The sequence below is a fragment of the Methylobacterium fujisawaense genome, from assembly GCF_014138435.1.
Taxonomy (GTDB): Bacteria; Pseudomonadota; Alphaproteobacteria; order Rhizobiales; family Beijerinckiaceae; genus Methylobacterium; species Methylobacterium fujisawaense.
The window spans coordinates 522818-538691 of the sequence record NZ_JACJIM010000004.1; the positions used below are offsets into that span (position 1 = coordinate 522818).

The window sequence follows — 15874 nt, forward strand, 5'->3', positions numbered from 1 at the left end:
CTGCCGGCCATTCGTCTGGGAGTGACGCGGTGCTCGCACTGATCATCGACGATTCCGAGATGAACAACCTGCTGGTCATGCAGGCGCTCAAGCCCGTGGCCGGCTGCGAGCCGGTCGCCTTCACCTGCCCCAGGGCGGCGCTCGACTTCCTGCGGGCGCATGTCGACAGGATCGGGGTCGTCGTCACCGACTACGACATGCCCGGCCTGACCGGCCTCGACGTCATCGCGGCGGCGCGGGCGGTCCCGGGCTTCGCGCACGTGCCGATCGTCATGGTGACGAGTCTCGACCAGCGCAGCCTGCGCCATCAGGCCCTGCGCGCCGGCGCGACGGATTTCCTCGGCAAGCCCTGCGATCCCGTCGAGATCCAGGCGCGCATCACCAACCTGATGACGATCAGCGCGGCCCACCGGCAGGAGCAGGACCGGGCCGCGGTGCTCGCCCGCGAGGTCGCGGCGGCGGTCGCGGTCATCGAGGCGCGGGAGCGCGAGATCATCGCCCTGCTGATGCGCGCCGCCGAGCACCGGGACACCGATACCGGCGATCACATCGCCCGGGTGGCCGGCTACGTGGGCATCATCGCCGCCAATCTCGGCTTCGATCCGGCGGAGATCCGGATCCTGAAGCTCGCCTCCACCATGCACGATGTCGGCAAGATCGGCGTTCCCGACGCGATCCTGCTCAAGCCGGGGCCGCTCACGGTCGAGGAGCGCGCCGAGATGGAGAAGCACGCCGAGCGCGGCCGGCGCATCCTGGAGGGCAGCACCTCCGACGTCGTGCGCCTCGCCGCCGAGATCGCCGAGAGCCACCACGAGCGCTGGGACGGAACCGGCTATCCCAAGCGCCTGCGCGGCGAGGCGATCCCGATCTCCGGTCGCATCGTGGCGGTGGCGGACGTGTTCGACGCCCTGGTGACCGAGCGGCCCTACAAGGCGGCCTGGCCCCTCGAGCGCGCACGGGCCTTCCTGGCGGACCAGGCAGGCCGCCACTTCGATCCGCGCTGCGTGGAGGCCTTCCTGGCGGGCTGGGAGATGGTGACGCGGACCTGCATCCGCGCCGCCGCCTGATCCCGTCTCTTCCGCCGCCCCCGTCCCGCGACCGGGCCCCTCCGGGCCGCCTGAAGGAGAAGAGCGTGCATCTCGCGTGGCTCAGGCCGAGACGTTCCCTGGCCGGCCGGCTGGCGCTGGCGGTGACCGGCGCCGTCACGGCGGCCCTCGTCCTGGCGGCGGCCCTCTCGGTCTGGCGCGAGGTCGACCGCTACGCCGCCGACAAGCAAGCGGCGCTGGAGGCCGTCGCCCAGGTCTTCGCCCACGGGGGCGCCCGGGCCACGGCCGCCAACGACGAGGCCGCGGCCGCCGCCTCCCTCCGGGCGATCGGCAACGTGCCGTCCATCGTCTACGGGGCGATCGAGCGACCGGACGGGTCCGTCCTCGCCGAGCAGGGGATCGGCCTGCGGCTGACGCAGGACGCAGCCCTGGACGGGGCGGATCTCTCGCTCCTTCATCTGTTCGCCACCCAGAGTCTCCGGGCGACCGCGCCGATCCTCGAGAACGGGCGCCCCGTCGGTCGGGTCGTCCTGATCGGCGAGACCGACGACATCCGCGACCACGTCTGGGCCGCCGGCCAGAACGCCGCCCTGGCGGCCCTGCTGGCCGTCGCGATCGGGATCGGCGTGTCGTTCTACCTGCAGCGCAGCGTCACGCGGCCCCTGGGGGCCCTCACCCGGACCATGGAGGCGGTCCGCCTGCGCCACGATTACACGCAGCGCGCCCCCGTGGAGAGCGACGACGAGGTCGGCGCGCTGGCGCGCACCCTCAATGACCTGCTCTCCGCGGTCAACGAGCGCGACCACCGCCTCGCCGCCCACAGCGCCCACCTGGAGGCGGAGGTCCAGGCGCGGACAGCCGATCTGAGGGAGGCCAAGCAGGCCGCCGACGCCGCCAACGCCGCCAAGTCGACCTTCCTGGCCACGATGAGCCACGAGATCCGGACGCCGATGAACGGCGTCCTGGTCATGGCCGAACTGCTGGCGAGTGCCGACCTGCCGGTGCGCCAGCGCCGCTACGCCGAAGTCATCGCCCGGTCCGGCCGGTCGCTCCTGGCGATCATCAACGACATCCTCGACTTCGCGAAGGTCGAGGCGGGCAAGCTCGATCTCGAACACGTGCCGGTGTGCCCCGCCGAGATCGCCGATACCGTGGTGACGCTCTTCGCCGAGCGGGCCCGCGCGGCCGGGCTCGACCTCGCGGCCGACATCGCGCCGGAGGTGCCGCAGGCGATCCTCGGCGACCCGGTCCGCCTGGGTCAGGTGGTGAGCAATTTCGTGTCGAACGCGCTGAAGTTCACCGAGGCCGGGCACGTCTCCGTCCGGATGGCGCTCGATGCCGGGGACGGATGCCTCGTCATTGCCGTCACCGATACCGGGATCGGCATCCCCCAGGACAAGCTGGCCACGATCTTCTCGGCCTTCTCGCAGGCCGATCAATCCACGACCCGCCGTTTCGGCGGGACCGGCCTCGGGCTCTCGATCGCCCAGCAGATCATCGCCGCGATGGGCGGCACCGTGGCGGTGGAGAGCCGCGTCGGCGCGGGCTCGACCTTCTCGGCGCGCATTCCCGTGACCGTCGCCGAACCCGCCCGGCCGATCCTGCGCCACGGCACGGTGCCGGCCGCGATCGTGCTGGACACCGCCGGTACCGCGACCCGGGTTGCCCTCGCCGCCAGCCTGAGCGGGGCCGGCTTCGCGCCGGTCGCGGCGGACCGTGGCGCGGCCCCCGCCCACTGGGTCCTCGACGCGGCCGCCCTCGTGGCGGCGGGTCGCCGGCCGGATCGGGCCGGGCGCGTGCTCGTCCTGGCGGGGGCGGGCGACAATGCGGCCGATCAGGCTCTCCGGTCCGGCCTCGCCGACGCGGTGCTGCGCTGGCCCGTGATCCAGGCGGAGTGGCGGCCCCTCCTGGCGGCGCTGGCCGCGGGCGATCCCTTCACCGCGTCCGCGGCGGTCGCCGTCGCGACCGATCTGCTGCCGCAGTTCTCGGGCGCGCGGGTGCTCGTCGCCGACGACAGCGCGGTCAACCGCGAGGTCGCCCTCGAGGCCCTGGCCCGTTGCGGCGTGACCGATGTCGTGACCGTCGAGGACGGGGCCGCGGCCGTGGCGGCGGCCGGGGCGCAGCGTTTCGATCTGATCCTGATGGATGGCAGCATGCCGATCCTGGATGGCTTCACGGCCGCCCGGACGATCCGGCAGCGCGAGGCGGCCACGGACCGGCGCACCCCGATCGTCGCGCTCACGGCCCACGTCCTCGGCGAGGCTGCGGAAGCCGCAGAGGCCGCCGGCATGAACGGGACGCTCCTGAAGCCCTTCACCCTGCGGCAGCTCGCCGATCTCCTGCAGGCGCATGTCCCGTCCCTCCGGGACGCGGCACGGGAGGCTGCGGTGGGATCGGAAGAGGCCCGGGCCGCCTTGCCGACCGGAGCATCACCCGGAGCAGCACCCGAAGCATCGCCAGATAGCGATCTGCTCGACGCCGAGGTGCTGGACGGGCTCCTCGGCCTCGGAGACGGTGCCTTCCTGGACCGCGTCCTCGATCTGTACCGGGCGCAAGGCCCTGTCGCGCTCGCCACCCTCCGATCGGCCCTCGCCGTCTCGGATCAGCCTGCCATCGCCAGGGCGGCCCACAGCCTCAAGTCGATGAGTGCGAATATTGGCGCCCGCGCCCTCGTCGCGCGGTTGCGCGCCATCGAGGATTCCGCCCGGAACGCGGCCTGCGCCGAGCCGCAAGAGGCCTGCGACGGGCTGGAGACCCTTCTCGCCGCGACGATCCGCGACCTCGAGGGACGGACGCGCGCCCAGGCGGTGGCCGCCTGAGATCGACACCGGATCGGCGATGTCCTGCGCCGATGGGCCGGAGCAGCGGGGCCCGCTCCGCCCGGGACATCCGCCCCTCAGCCGATCCGCGCATCCGCCGGCCCGTTGGAGGCGGGGCGCTTGGGGGATGTCACGGTCGCCCGCCGTCGCCCACCCGCGGGGCAGTGGGCGCCAATGCCCCTGAGGAATGCCTCGTGATTTCGCAGACCTGCCCTGCGTTCCCAGGGCTGGTATGCCAGATACGAGCCTCGTAAAGCTGCGCTTCCTCCCAAGCACTCCCTCAGCCCGCCCGGTTCGCCGCGGCGGGCCTTTTCGTCGGTGCGACGCGGGATACCGCCGCCGGCTGCACGGCAGGTTCCGCTGCGATCGGCTCGTCCACCGTCACGGACGAGAACCGATCCGGGCCCCCGTCAGCTCGTGATCATCCGGCGGGTGAACATCGCGGCCGCGAACAGCACGGCGGCGCCGGCCGTGACGAGGCTCGTCATCAGGATCCGTCTCGGCTCCGTGGAAGAGCCGGCCTTGACGGGTTCGACGATCGGCACGAGGGCCACGACCTGTTGCTGGGCCACGATCCGGGCCCGGTCATAGGCCAGTTGCACGTCGCGGTGGTATTTCTCGGCGTTCTCGCGCTCGTGCTCGAGGTCTTCGAACCGCGTGAGCGCGTCCGAGAGGCGCCGCTTCTCCGTCGGTGCGGTGCCGGCCAGCTGCTGCCGAACCTTGGCGATGTTGGCATCGAGATCGGCAATCTGCTGCTTCAGGTCGATGATGCTGCGGGATTGCGGGCCGAGATCCCGCTGAAGCACGGCGAGCTGGATGGCGAGCTTGGTGCGCGAGTCCCGCAGCTCCGACATCGCCTTGATGGTGGCGGTATTCGACTTGACGACGTCGAGCACGCCCTCGCGGTTGCGCAGATCGTTCAATGCGGCGTTGGCCTGCGCCTCCCGCTCCTCGGCGAGCTTCAGGACACGCGCGCTGACGTCCAGCGCGTCCTGGCGGGACCTCATGCTCAGGTCGTTCAACATCCGCTCGGTATCCGCCATCACGGCCTTCGTGATGGCAAGCGACTCGTCGGGGTCGAAGGCCTCGACTGTCAGCGACATGATGCCGGACGCCGACTCGACGTCGACGTCGACGCGGCGCTTCCAGTACTTCAGGAACTTCTCGACCGGCTTTTCCGGGCTGAACCGCGAGAACATGTCGATGCTGTCGCGACCGAACCAGTCGCGGATCGGAAGCTCCGCCGCGACGGCTTCGACCAGCGGCCGGCTGTGGATGTATTCCTGTGCGATGAGCGTTTCCTGGGCGACCGTCGCCTTGATCACGCCGGCATTCGTGCCGACCGTGTCCGGCGTCGCCTTGTCGGCCGTCCCGACGGTCGGCCGGATCGCGAACTGTGCCTCGGTCACGAAGCGGTCGGAGGCGATCAGGCCGTAGAAGATCGCGCCGCCCAGGGTCGGCAGGACGAAGCAGACGACGAAGAGGAGCGGTAGCCAGGGATCGCTTTTGACGTGACTCTGGTAGGAGCGCACGCCCTTCTTGGTGTCGGGAAGGCCCGGCAGGCGTGCGAACTGCCGCAGCGAGTGCGCGATCACCTTGTTCCGGTCGATGCCTTTCGAAGGCCTGCCCCCCGCCTTCTCGACCTGCGTGTTCATCGTTGCTTCTCGAACTCGGGCTGCCGCGGGCGCGATCGGCCCGCGAGGCTGTGATGCCGCTCGCGCAGCCCGTCGCACAGCGAGGCGGCGAAAGCATGTCAGCCGAGAGACACCGGAACGAGAACCCGACAGAGGGGCCGGTCCAGAACGCCGTGCCGTCATCGGCGGCGTGCGGCGACCGACGATGGACCGCACATCCGACCGCCGGTGCCGTTCGGGACCCCGAGACGTCCCCCGAGGGAACCCTCGATCTACCGCCTGTATTCCGGCGAGAGATGATCGAGCGGGTTGGTGCGCGCGTCCTTGTTCCGGCCGGATACGGTCCCGGTGCTCCCCCCGCGCATGACGTCCGTCGATGAAGAGAGGGCGCTCGGGGGTGAGACAGGGCCGCTCGGTCGATCGGCGGGGGAAGGGCCGCCCGGCGTGGTGCTGACCCCGGGGGGCAGCGTCGCCGGCGTCGGCTGATCGATCCGGCTCGCCGCCGATTGGGCGAGCACCGGTCCAGAGAGCGCGATCAGCGCGCAAACCCCCATGGCCGCGCGGCGCATGGCAGTCCGTGCGAAGCCGACAGGGAGAGCGTGCATCAGGATCATCAATCCAGTCATCCTCGAAAGCCGGTCGCTCCGCGTCCGGTAAGCCAATGGATCAGCGCATCGGCAGTTCCGAACCGGCGATGACCGGTGCCGCGCCGAGGCTTCTCCGGCGCGTCGCCTCGGCGTCACCCTGCGCGCATGAGGCGAACGGCGGTCGAGACGGCCGAGCCCGCTTGGGCATCAGCGCAGGGTCAGGGCCTCCACGGCGGCCTTCTCGGACGGGACCAGCAGGGCGAAGCCCGCATGCTCCGTGACCAGGATCGAGGCGCGCATGGCTGCGGCGGAGAAGCACTCCGGTGACATGCTTCGCAGGGCCGCCAGGCCCTTCTGCAGCCGCACGCCGACCTGCACGATCCCGCCGCCCTCACGGGCCAGCGGATGGAAGAAATCCGCAATCAGGTCATCGGTCGACAGGGCCGGGACCCGGATGCGCGGATGTTCGGGTTCAGGCGGCGGCCGGTCCGGGTCCGGTATCCACTCCGAGAGCACGCGCAAGCCTGCACCGATCACCGCGATCGCGGTCCCGTAATCGGCGGCGGTCGGCGGAAGCGCCTTCGATCCGATCTCCGCGAGGACGGACAGGCCGAAGCGCGGATCCTGTTCCCAGGCACGATCGTCGGCGATCAGGAAGGCCCGGCGGACGGCCGCCAGGGCGGCGGCCTCCATCTCCGGGTCGACGAAGGCGAGGGGCGTGGCGGCGTGGACGAAGGCGCCGGGGAGCACGGCCACGTCCAGCATCGCGTCGCGGCCGCCGAGGGCCCGCGTCAGCACCGCCAGGTCGACGTGCTGGATGTAGCCGATCCGATCCGCGAGGACCGGCCGCGCGTGGCGGTGCGCCGGATCCGGGGGGATGCCACCGAGATGCGGTTGGTCGCGCCGGCAGCGCAGCGCCTGGGCCGCCGCCTGCTCGACCAGCCGGATCGTCTCGCCGACCCGGCCGAAGCGCGTGAGCTGCTGCATCCAACGCAGGAGGGTGACGACGATCAGGCCGATGACCACCACCGTCGCGCCCAGCATGACGAGGCGCCCGCCCGGCCCGTAGAGGCGGGTCGACAAGGCCACGATCCCCACAACCGAGAACAGGAACGCCCCGAGGAAGGTGGCGAGCGCGTCGTGTGCCCGCCGGTCCTCGCTCCAGAGGATCGTGGCGCGCGGCGTCACGCCCGACGAGGCGGCCCCCAGGGCGTTCACCAGCACGGTCAGCGAGAAGGTCGTCACCGTCAGCATCGAGGAGGCCAGGATGCTCAGGACGTTGCCGACGGCGTCGGCACCGACGCTGAGGGCGAAGTTCTCCTCGACGTGAAACTGGAAGCGCCACGCCACCAGGGCCGCCAGGACGCTTCCGACGCAGTAGAGCGCGGCGCGAACCCAGGCCTGGCGGAGGGTTCGGGACAGGATCAGCCGCCAGCGCGGCATGACGGTCTTCATGCGCGCTTCGGCCCCCTCCCGCCGCCGATCCCGATGTCCGCGCCGATGTCCGCGCCACCGATCCTGCGACGGACCAACGCCGCTACTCGGCCGGCAGTGCCGCGTCTCCGGCCCCGGACGGCTCGGGCGCGGCCGGATCGCGGCGCCCAAACAGCCGCTCGAAGGCGACGTAGAAGGTCGGCGTGATGAACAGGGTGATGAAGGTCGCCACGACGAGGCCGCCGATCACCACGGTCCCCATGGAGACGCGCGCATGCGCCCCGGCGCCGCTGGCGATGGCGAGCGGGATCGAGCCGGTGATGAAGGCGAAGGAGGTCATGAGGATCGGGCGCATGCGCAGGCGCGCCGCGTCCTGGGCCGCCTTCAGCACGTCCTCGCCCTGCTGGCGCAGATCCTCCGCGAAGGACACGAGCAGGATCGAGTTCTTGGCGGCCAGGCCCACGAGCAGCAGGAGCCCGATCTGGCCAAAGATGTCGAGTTCGAGCCCCCGCACCGCCAGGAAGCCGACGGCGCCGAAGATCGCGATCGGCGTCGCGAGCAGGATCACGAAGGGCAGGCGCAGCGACTCGTACTGGCCCGCCAGCAGCAGGAAGATCATCAGGACGCCGAGGCCGAAGATCAGCGGCGCGTAGCCGCCCGCGACCTTCTCCTGATAGGCGACGTCGGTCCATTCCACCGCGTAGTCGGCCGGCAGGCGGCTCTTGGCGAGCGCCTCGACCTCCTTGAGCACCGTGCCGGAACTCGCGGTGGAGGCCACCTCGATCGCCACCTCGATGGCCGGGTAGGTGTTGTAGGACAGGACCGCGGTGGGGCCGGTGGTGAACTCCGCCCGCACCAGGGAGCCGATCCGCACCGGCTCGCCCCGGCTGTTCAGGACCGGCAGGGCCTCCAGATCCTGGATCGTGCGCCGGCCCGCGGCCTCGCTCTGCACGTAGACCTGGTAGACGAAGCCGAAGCGGTTGAAGAGGTTGACGAAGCTCGATCCGACATAGGTCCCGAGCGCGTCGAACAGGTTCTGGAGGGGCACGCCGAGCTGCTCGGCCTTGGCCCGGTCGATCTCCAGGCGGATCTGCGGGACGCCGTAGCTCGTTGTCGGGAGCGCCTGGGCGATGTTGGGGCTCTTCTCCATTTCGTCGATGAAGCGCTGCGCCGCCGCGGCGAGCTTGAGGCCCCCGGTGCCGCTGCGGTCCTGGATCTCCAGGGTCAGGCCGCTGCGCGTGCCGAGGCCGGGCAGCGGCGACGGGTTGACCACCCGCACCGTCCCGTCCGGATCGTGCCGGAACTGCTTCTGCACGCGGGCGATGATGGCGTCGGCCGAGGCCGTCCGCTCGCCCCAGGGCTTCAGGACCGGGATCTGGAACCCGTAGAACGGCGCCACCGCGTCGGCGAGGATGCTGCGCCCGACGACGCCGATCGTGTGATCGACCTCCGGCATGTCCCGCAGGCTCTTGCCGAGCCGCTCGACCATGCGGTCGGTGCGCGCCACGGCGGCGCCCTTGGGCAGGGCGACGTCGGCGAAGAAGTAGCCCTGATCCTCGTTCGGGACGAAGCCGGTCGGGCGCTGCATCACGAGGAGCACGGTGAGCGCCGCGAAGGCCGCGAAGGCGAGGCCGACGAGCACCAGATGGCGGCTGAGCCGCCCGATCATCGCGGTGAGGAGGCCCGCGGCCCGCTCCAGCGTCCGGTTGAACCAGCGCAGCGGCGCCTTCCACCGGCTCTGCCGGGCCTGCGCCCCCTCCGGCCGGTGCCTCAGGATCAGGCCGCAGAGCGCCGGCGTCAGGGTCAGCGAGACGACGGCCGAGATCATCACCGAGATCGCGATGGTCAGGGCGAACTGGTTGTAGAGCTGGCCGGTCAGGCCCGGGATGAAGGCCACCGGCACGAACAGGGCGGCCAGGACCAGGGTGGTGGCGATCACCGGGCCGGCGACCTCGTTCACCGCCTCCCGGGCGGCCGGCCGCGGCTCCATCCCCTCGTCCATCAGCCGCTCGGTGTTCTCGACCACGATGATCGCGTCGTCGACCACGAGGCCCACCGCCAGCACCATGCCGAGCAGGCTCAGGGTGTTGAAGGAGAAGCCGAGCAGCGCCATCGGGCCGAAGGTCCCGACCAGCGCCACCGGCACGGCGATGGAGGGGATCAGCGTCGCCCGCCAGTTCTGCAGGAACAGGTAGGTGACGATGACGACGAGGAGGAGCGCCTCGAACAGGGTGTGGACCACCTCGCGGATCGCCTCGCGGACGAACTCGGTGCGGTCGAGGGCGATCTTGTACTTGAGCCCGGGCGGGAACCGCCGGGCCAGCTCTTCCATGGTGGCCTTCACCCCGTCCATCACATGGACCGCGTTGGCGCCGGGCGTCTGGTAGAGGCCGAGCGTCGCCGAGGGCCTCCCGTCGAAGCCGGAGCGCACGCCGTACTGCTCCGAACCCAACTCCACCCGCGCCACGTCTCGGACCCGGACCACGGAGCCGTCGGGGTTGGCCCGCAGCAGGATGTTGGCGAATTCCTGGGGCTGGCTCAGCCGCCCCTGAGTCACGACCTGCAGCTCGAAGGCGGTGGGCTGCCCATCGGTCGGCGGTTTGCCGAGGGATCCGGTGGTGATCTGCTCATTCTGTTGGCTCACCGCGCGGATCACCGCATCGGGGCTGATCGCCAGGGCCTCCATCTTCACCGGATCGAGCCAGATGCGCATGGCGTAGCGCTTCTGGGAGAAGTTCTGGATCCGGCCCATGCCGTCGACCCGGCGCAGGGGTTTGATCACCTGCGTCTCGGCCCAGTTGGCCAGGAACAGCTCGTCGTAGGGCGAGCCCGGATCGGCGTAGAGCACGATGTTGCCGAGCCGCTGGCGGGAGCTCTTCTGGATCTCCAGGCCCTGCGCGCGCACCGAGGCCGGGAGCTTCGACTCGGCCCGGTTGGCGCGGGTCAGGACCTCTGCGGCGGCGGCGTCGAGATCGGAGCCGATCTCGAAGGTCGCGTCGAGGTTGACGCTGCCATCCGTGTTGCTGGTCGAGGCGATGTACAGGAGGTGCTGGGCGCCGTTGATCTCCTGCTCCAGGGGCGTCGTGACGGCGTCGTAGGCCTGCTGTGCGCTCGCGCCCGGATAGGTCGCCTGGATGTTGATGATCGGCGGCGCGATCTCGGGAAACTGCGCGATCGGCAGGGTCAGGCCCGCCACCGCGCCGATCAGGGTGATCAGAACCGAGATGACGACCGCGAGGACCGGCCGATCGACGAAGCGGGCGAACATCGGACCTCGACGGTGGTCGGTGGCCGCGAGGACCGGGCGTGCAACGCGAGCGCGTTTGGCGTGTTCCCTGTCCGGTTCGGCGTCGAGCGCGCCGCAGCGGGGAGCAGGCGGCGTGCGGGCGGGGATTCGGTACGGCTTACTCGGATGTGGCGCCGCGCTGGTCCTGGCGGCGGGCGGCTGGTTCGCGATGGGCCGACCGGACCCGTCCGTGCTGATGGCGGCCCTGCCCTGGTCGGACCGGCCGCCCGAGACCGCTGAGGCCGAGCCGCCGATCGCCGTGACGGTGACGACGGCGCGGACGCAGGCGGTGCCGATCAGCTTCACCTATACGGGGACGATCATCGCGCAGCAGGACGCGGCCCTGCGGGCCCGGGTGACCGGCAACGTCACCGATCGCCCCTTCGAGCCGGGTGGCCACGTGAAGAAGGGGCAGGTGCTCTTCCGGATCGACCCGCGTCCGTTCCAGGTGGCGCTCGCCCAGGCGCAGGCCCAGGAGGCGCAGGCCAAGGCGCAGCTCCAGTTCGCGCAGGCCGAGGTGAGCCGGACCGACACGCTGGCCGACAAGGGCTACGCCTCCGAGCAGCGCCTCCAGCAGCTTCAGTCGAACGCCGCCTCCGCCGCCGCCCAGGTCCAGGGGGCCGAGGCCGCGATCGCGCGGCAGAACCTCAACCTCGACTACGCGGTGGTGAACGCCCCCTTCGACGGGCGGGCGAGCCTGTCGATCGTCAACCCCGGCGACCTCGTCATCGAGAACCAGACGCAGCTGGTCACGGTGGTGCAGCTCGACCCGATCGACGTGCAGATGGCGCTCTCCTCCGAGGATTCCGAGGCGCTGCGCGAGGCGATGCAGAAGGGCCCCGTGACCGTGGAGGTGCTGGACGAGGCCGGCAAACCCATGCGCGACGCGAAGGTCTATCAGCTCGACAACCGATTTGACCCCCGCACCGCCCGTCGCCTCGTGCGCGCCCTATTGCCGAACACCGACGAGCGCTTCCTGCCGGGTCAGTTCATCCGTGCCCGGGTGAAGACCGGCACCGAGGAGAAGCTTCTGGTCCCCACGATCGCGTTGTCGGCCAGACTCGCTCAGCAGATCGTCTACGTGGTCGACGATCAGGGTGTCGTACGCCAGAAGCCCGTGACGACGGGCGACAGCTTCGGCGAGGACACCGCGATCCTGGCCGGGCTCAAGGCCGGCGAGCGGGTGGTGACCGACCACCTTCAGGACATGCGGCAGGACCTCAAGGTTGAGATCCGGTCCGCGGAGGCCGACGGCCCGTCCAAGCCTCCGGCGACGAAGACGGGGGTCCGGGATGCGGACGATCGGGGCTGACCGCGCCATGCGAGCCATCCTCCCGCTCGGGCTGACCCTGGCGCTCCTGCAAGCATCGGCCGCGCAATCGGCCTCGACGGCGGCGGCGGCGGGCTGCCGTGTCGATCATGCGCGGTACGCGGCCCTCAAGACAGGCATGACCTATCGGCAGGTGCGGGCACGCCTGGGTTGCGATGGCCGTCGCATTTCGCACCTGACGATCGGCCGGGTCCGGCGCGCGACCTATTCCTGGCCCGGGCGGGGCACGTATGGGGCCAATCTCACGCTCACGTTCCGCAACGAAAGGCTCACGGACAAGGCGCAGCTAGGCCTGCGCGTGCCCTGAGCGATCCGCTCGGCCCGAGAGCGGCCTTCCTGCCAGGCCTGAGGGGCAAGACGGGCCTCGGAGCCGACCGGGTGATGACCACACGCCGGAGGCGTTCGAGCGCCGCCCCCGACGGCCCTGGCCCGTGTCGGGCGCAGCCGCGCCGACGGCAGGGGGCATCACGGTCGGGAGGGATCGCGCCATTTTCCGGGAGAGCCCCAGGTTCCGGTCCCGCTTCAGGCGCGGTCTCGGCGAGGGGCGTCGTCGCCCACGCATGGCCGGATCGGCGCGTGACCTTGGCCGCGGCGGTGCCGGCGGCCTCTTGGCGTTTGATGCAGGGGCGACGGCCGCCTTCCCTCTGGCGGTTCGTTGAGCTCGCGGCCTCGGCGGCCTATGCATAGACCCCATGGAACTCCACGCGCCCGCCAACCGACCCTTGGCACCCATCGTCTGCCAACCGCCGCCCGCCGGAAAGGCGGCGCCGTTCCTGCCGATGAGCCGCGCCGAGATGGCGGCGCTCGGATGGGACGCCTGCGACATCGTGCTGGTGACGGGCGATGCCTATGTGGATCACCCCAGCTTCGGCATGGCCATCATCGGCCGGCTGCTCGAGGCGCAGGGGTTCAAGGTCGGCATCATCGCCCAGCCGGACTGGCAGTCGGCCGAGCCGTTCAAGGTTCTGGGCAAGCCGAAGCTGTTCTTCGGCGTCACCGGCGGCAATCTCGACTCGATGGTGAACCGCTACACGGCGGACCGCCGGCTGCGCCACGACGACGCCTACACGGCCGGCGGCGAAGGCGGCCGGCGGCCGGACCGCTCGACCATCGTCTACACGCAGCGCTGCCGCGAGGCCTACAAGGACGTGCCGATCGTGCTCGGCGGCATCGAGGCGTCGCTGCGCCGCATCGCCCACTACGATTACTGGTCCGACAAGGTGCGCCGCTCGATCCTCGCGGACGCGAAGGCCGATCTGCTGATCTACGGCAATGCCGAGCGCGCCGTGGTCGAGGTGGCGAACCGCCTCGCGGCCGGCGAGGCGCCGCAGGAACTCGACGCCGTCCGGGGCGTCGCCCTGTTCCGCCGCGTGCCCGCGCATTACACCGAGCTGCCCGCCGACGATCTCGATTCGACCGACGAGGCCGCCGCCCGTCGCCCCGGCGAGACCGTGATCCGGCTCCCCGCCTACGAGCAGGTCAAGGACGACAAGGAGGCCTATGCCCGCGCCTCGCGGGTGCTGCACCGGGAGGCCAATCCCGGCAATGCCCGCCCGCTCGTCCAGCGCCACGGCGACCGCGACCTGTGGCTGAACCCGCCGCCGATCCCGCTCTCGAGCGAGGAGATGGATGCGGTCTACGACCTGCCCTACGCCCGCGCCCCCCATCCGTCCTACGGGGACGCGAAAATCCCCGCCTGGGACATGATCAAGTTCTCGGTGACGATCATGCGCGGCTGCTTCGGCGGCTGCACCTTCTGCTCCATCACCGAGCACGAGGGCCGCGTCATCCAGAACCGCTCGGAGGGCTCGATCCTGCGCGAGATCGAGAAGATCCGCGACAAGACGCCGGGCTTCACGGGCGTGATCTCGGATGTCGGCGGGCCGACGGCGAACATGTACCGGATGGCGTGCAAGGACCCGAAGATCGAGGCGGCGTGCCGGCTGCCGTCCTGCGTCTTTCCGGATATCTGCCCGAACCTGAACACCTCGCACGACGACCTGATCCGGCTCTACCGCAAGGTCCGGGAGGTGAAGGGCGTCAAGAAGGTCATGGTCGCCTCCGGCGTGCGCTACGACCTCGCGGTCCGGAGCCCCGAATACGTCAAGGAGCTCGTGACCCATCACGTCGGCGGCCGTCTCAAGATCGCGCCCGAGCACACCGAGCGCGGCCCCCTCGACCTGATGATGAAGCCGGGCATCGGCACGTATGACCGCTTCAAGGAGATGTTCGACGCCGCCGCCAAGCAGGCCGGCAAGAAATACTACCTGATCCCGTATTTCATCGCGGCGCATCCGGGCACGACCGACGAGGACATGATGCACCTCGCCCTCTGGCTCAAGAAGAACGACTATCGCGCCGATCAGGTCCAGACGTTCCTGCCCTCGCCGATGGCCACCGCCACGACCATGTATCACACCGAGATCAACCCGTTGCAGGGCGTGCGGCGCGGCGGCAGCGAGCCGGTCGACGCGATCAAGGGGATGCGGCAGCGCCGGCTGCACAAGGCGTTCCTGCGCTACCACGATCCCGAGAACTGGCCCCTGCTGCGCGAGGCGCTGCGGGCGATGGGTCGCGCGGATCTCATCGGGCCGAGGCCGGACCAGCTCGTTCCGCTCTCGCAGCCGCCGGGAACGGGCGCCGGTGCGGGCAAGGCGGGTGGCCAGCCGCGCCCCATGCGCCATCCGGGTGCGCCGCGTTTCACCACGAAGGGCGTGCCGCTGAGGAAGTGATGACCGCGCGCGGCTGATCGACGGATGTTCCGAGAGCTGCGTTCGACCGAGGCTGCATCCACATGGATCGAGCGCGGACATCCATGGATGTCGGGCGCGGACCAATGGCCACGGCTTGCGCGTGTTCGGAATCGGATGGCTTTGCGCGGTCGCGCGTGGCGACGCGGGCGCCTTCGATCCGAGGGACACGAAAGACGCCGTCAACCTGCGCTTCGGGGTCGTGGACCCTGATGAAGGATTGCGGGCCGGGAAGGCGCGAGGGCCAAGTCCGACGCGAGCGCCTTCATCCTGAGTATCCCGGCCCCGCTGGAGACGGAAAACGAGGGCCAGCTCCCCCGGCCAGTTCGAGCCGGTCGCGCACCCCTGGACGTCCTGCACGGTGAGCCGGTGCTGCTAATCGGCGAGGCTCGACAATCCCGCCGCGTGCGAACCGTCCGGGTCGGGAACCTCCCGCCGGTGCCTGATCCGGTCGTCGCGGTGCCTGTTGCGCAGGATCGTGAAAAGCCACGCCTTCGAGGCAGCGCCGGGCCGCTAGCTGGTTCAATGCTCCCGGGCCTTGAGCAACGTGTACTGCACGAGGTCGTCGTTCTCGGTGGCGTCGCGGTTCAGCGACAGCGCAGACCGGCGCAGATGCGGCACCCCCGCGACAAGTTCGGCCGCGAAGCCGTGGCCCGACGGCGTCTCGGCCGTGTCCAGCGCCTCCAAGGGGCGCCGGAAAGAGGCCGCCAACGGGAATTTCTCATCGGGCAGCGCGACGTCTAAGTAGTAATTCCGCAGACCTCGCCGGAGTTCGTCGCGCGCAGGCGAGATCACGGCACCGTGTACGGCAGGCGAGCGAAACTGTTCGGCGACATGGGGCACGCGAGTGGGCTCGCCGTCGTCTTGAGGGCGGCGCCCAGGACCATCCGGCGGTCCCGCAGGCGCGATGTGCATCAATCTTGAGTCGCAAATCCCCGCGTCAATGATACGTGCGTACCGGGATAATAACATAAATTTTGGAACCTGC

General features: G+C 70.5%; 9 protein-coding genes. 5 read left to right on the forward strand and 4 right to left on the reverse strand.

What is annotated here, in order from left to right:
• Window positions 1-29 precede the first annotated feature (29 nt).
• Together GGQ91_RS15095 and GGQ91_RS15100 are read left to right on the forward strand one after the other, a co-directional pair.
• Window positions 30-1067 carry an HD-GYP domain-containing protein gene (locus GGQ91_RS15095; RefSeq protein ID WP_043381861.1) on the forward strand — a complete coding sequence of 346 codons (1038 nt, stop codon included), beginning with the start codon at window positions 30-32 and terminating at the stop codon, window positions 1065-1067.
• 65 nt (window positions 1068-1132) lie between these two features.
• Complete coding sequence (locus GGQ91_RS15100) at window positions 1133-3865, forward strand: ATP-binding protein (protein ID WP_182592294.1); 2733 nt, start codon at window positions 1133-1135, stop codon at window positions 3863-3865.
• Between the two features lie 410 nt (window positions 3866-4275).
• Here the strand turns inward: GGQ91_RS15100 and GGQ91_RS15105 are convergent, their stop codons facing one another.
• The 3 genes from GGQ91_RS15105 to GGQ91_RS15115 form a co-directional block, all read right to left on the reverse strand.
• Window positions 4276-5520: a KpsE/RkpR family capsule polysaccharide export protein gene (locus GGQ91_RS15105; protein ID WP_043381856.1), complete on the reverse strand. Its 1245-nt coding sequence runs from the start codon at window positions 5518-5520 to the stop codon at window positions 4276-4278.
• A 773-nt stretch (window positions 5521-6293) separates the two neighbouring features.
• Window positions 6294-7541 (reverse strand): DUF2254 domain-containing protein, encoded by a 1248-nt coding sequence (locus GGQ91_RS15110; protein ID WP_182592295.1) that lies wholly within the window; start codon window positions 7539-7541, stop codon window positions 6294-6296.
• 82 nt (window positions 7542-7623) lie between these two features.
• A complete protein-coding gene (locus GGQ91_RS15115; RefSeq protein ID WP_182592296.1) occupies window positions 7624-10788 on the reverse strand; it encodes an efflux RND transporter permease subunit in 3165 nt (1054 codons plus the stop codon).
• Window positions 10789-10900: 112 nt separating this feature from the next.
• Here GGQ91_RS15115 and GGQ91_RS15120 point away from each other — a divergent pair, with 112 nt between their 5' ends.
• The 3 genes from GGQ91_RS15120 to GGQ91_RS15130 all read left to right on the forward strand — a co-directional run bounded on the left by GGQ91_RS15120 (window position 10901) and on the right by GGQ91_RS15130 (window position 14868).
• Window positions 10901-12118 (forward strand): efflux RND transporter periplasmic adaptor subunit, encoded by a 1218-nt coding sequence (locus tag GGQ91_RS15120; protein WP_343066797.1) that lies wholly within the window; start codon window positions 10901-10903, stop codon window positions 12116-12118.
• Between the two features lie 7 nt (window positions 12119-12125).
• A complete protein-coding gene (locus tag GGQ91_RS15125; protein WP_182592297.1) occupies window positions 12126-12443 on the forward strand; it encodes a hypothetical protein in 318 nt (105 codons plus the stop codon).
• Between the two features lie 472 nt (window positions 12444-12915).
• Window positions 12916-14868, forward strand: coding sequence for a YgiQ family radical SAM protein (locus GGQ91_RS15130; RefSeq protein WP_043381846.1), 1953 nt, complete (start codon window positions 12916-12918; stop codon window positions 14866-14868).
• A 540-nt stretch (window positions 14869-15408) separates the two neighbouring features.
• Here the strand turns inward: GGQ91_RS15130 and GGQ91_RS15135 are convergent.
• Window positions 15409-15597: a hypothetical protein gene (locus tag GGQ91_RS15135; RefSeq protein WP_182592298.1), complete on the reverse strand. Its 189-nt coding sequence runs from the start codon at window positions 15595-15597 to the stop codon at window positions 15409-15411.
• Window positions 15598-15874: the final 277 nt, after the last annotated feature.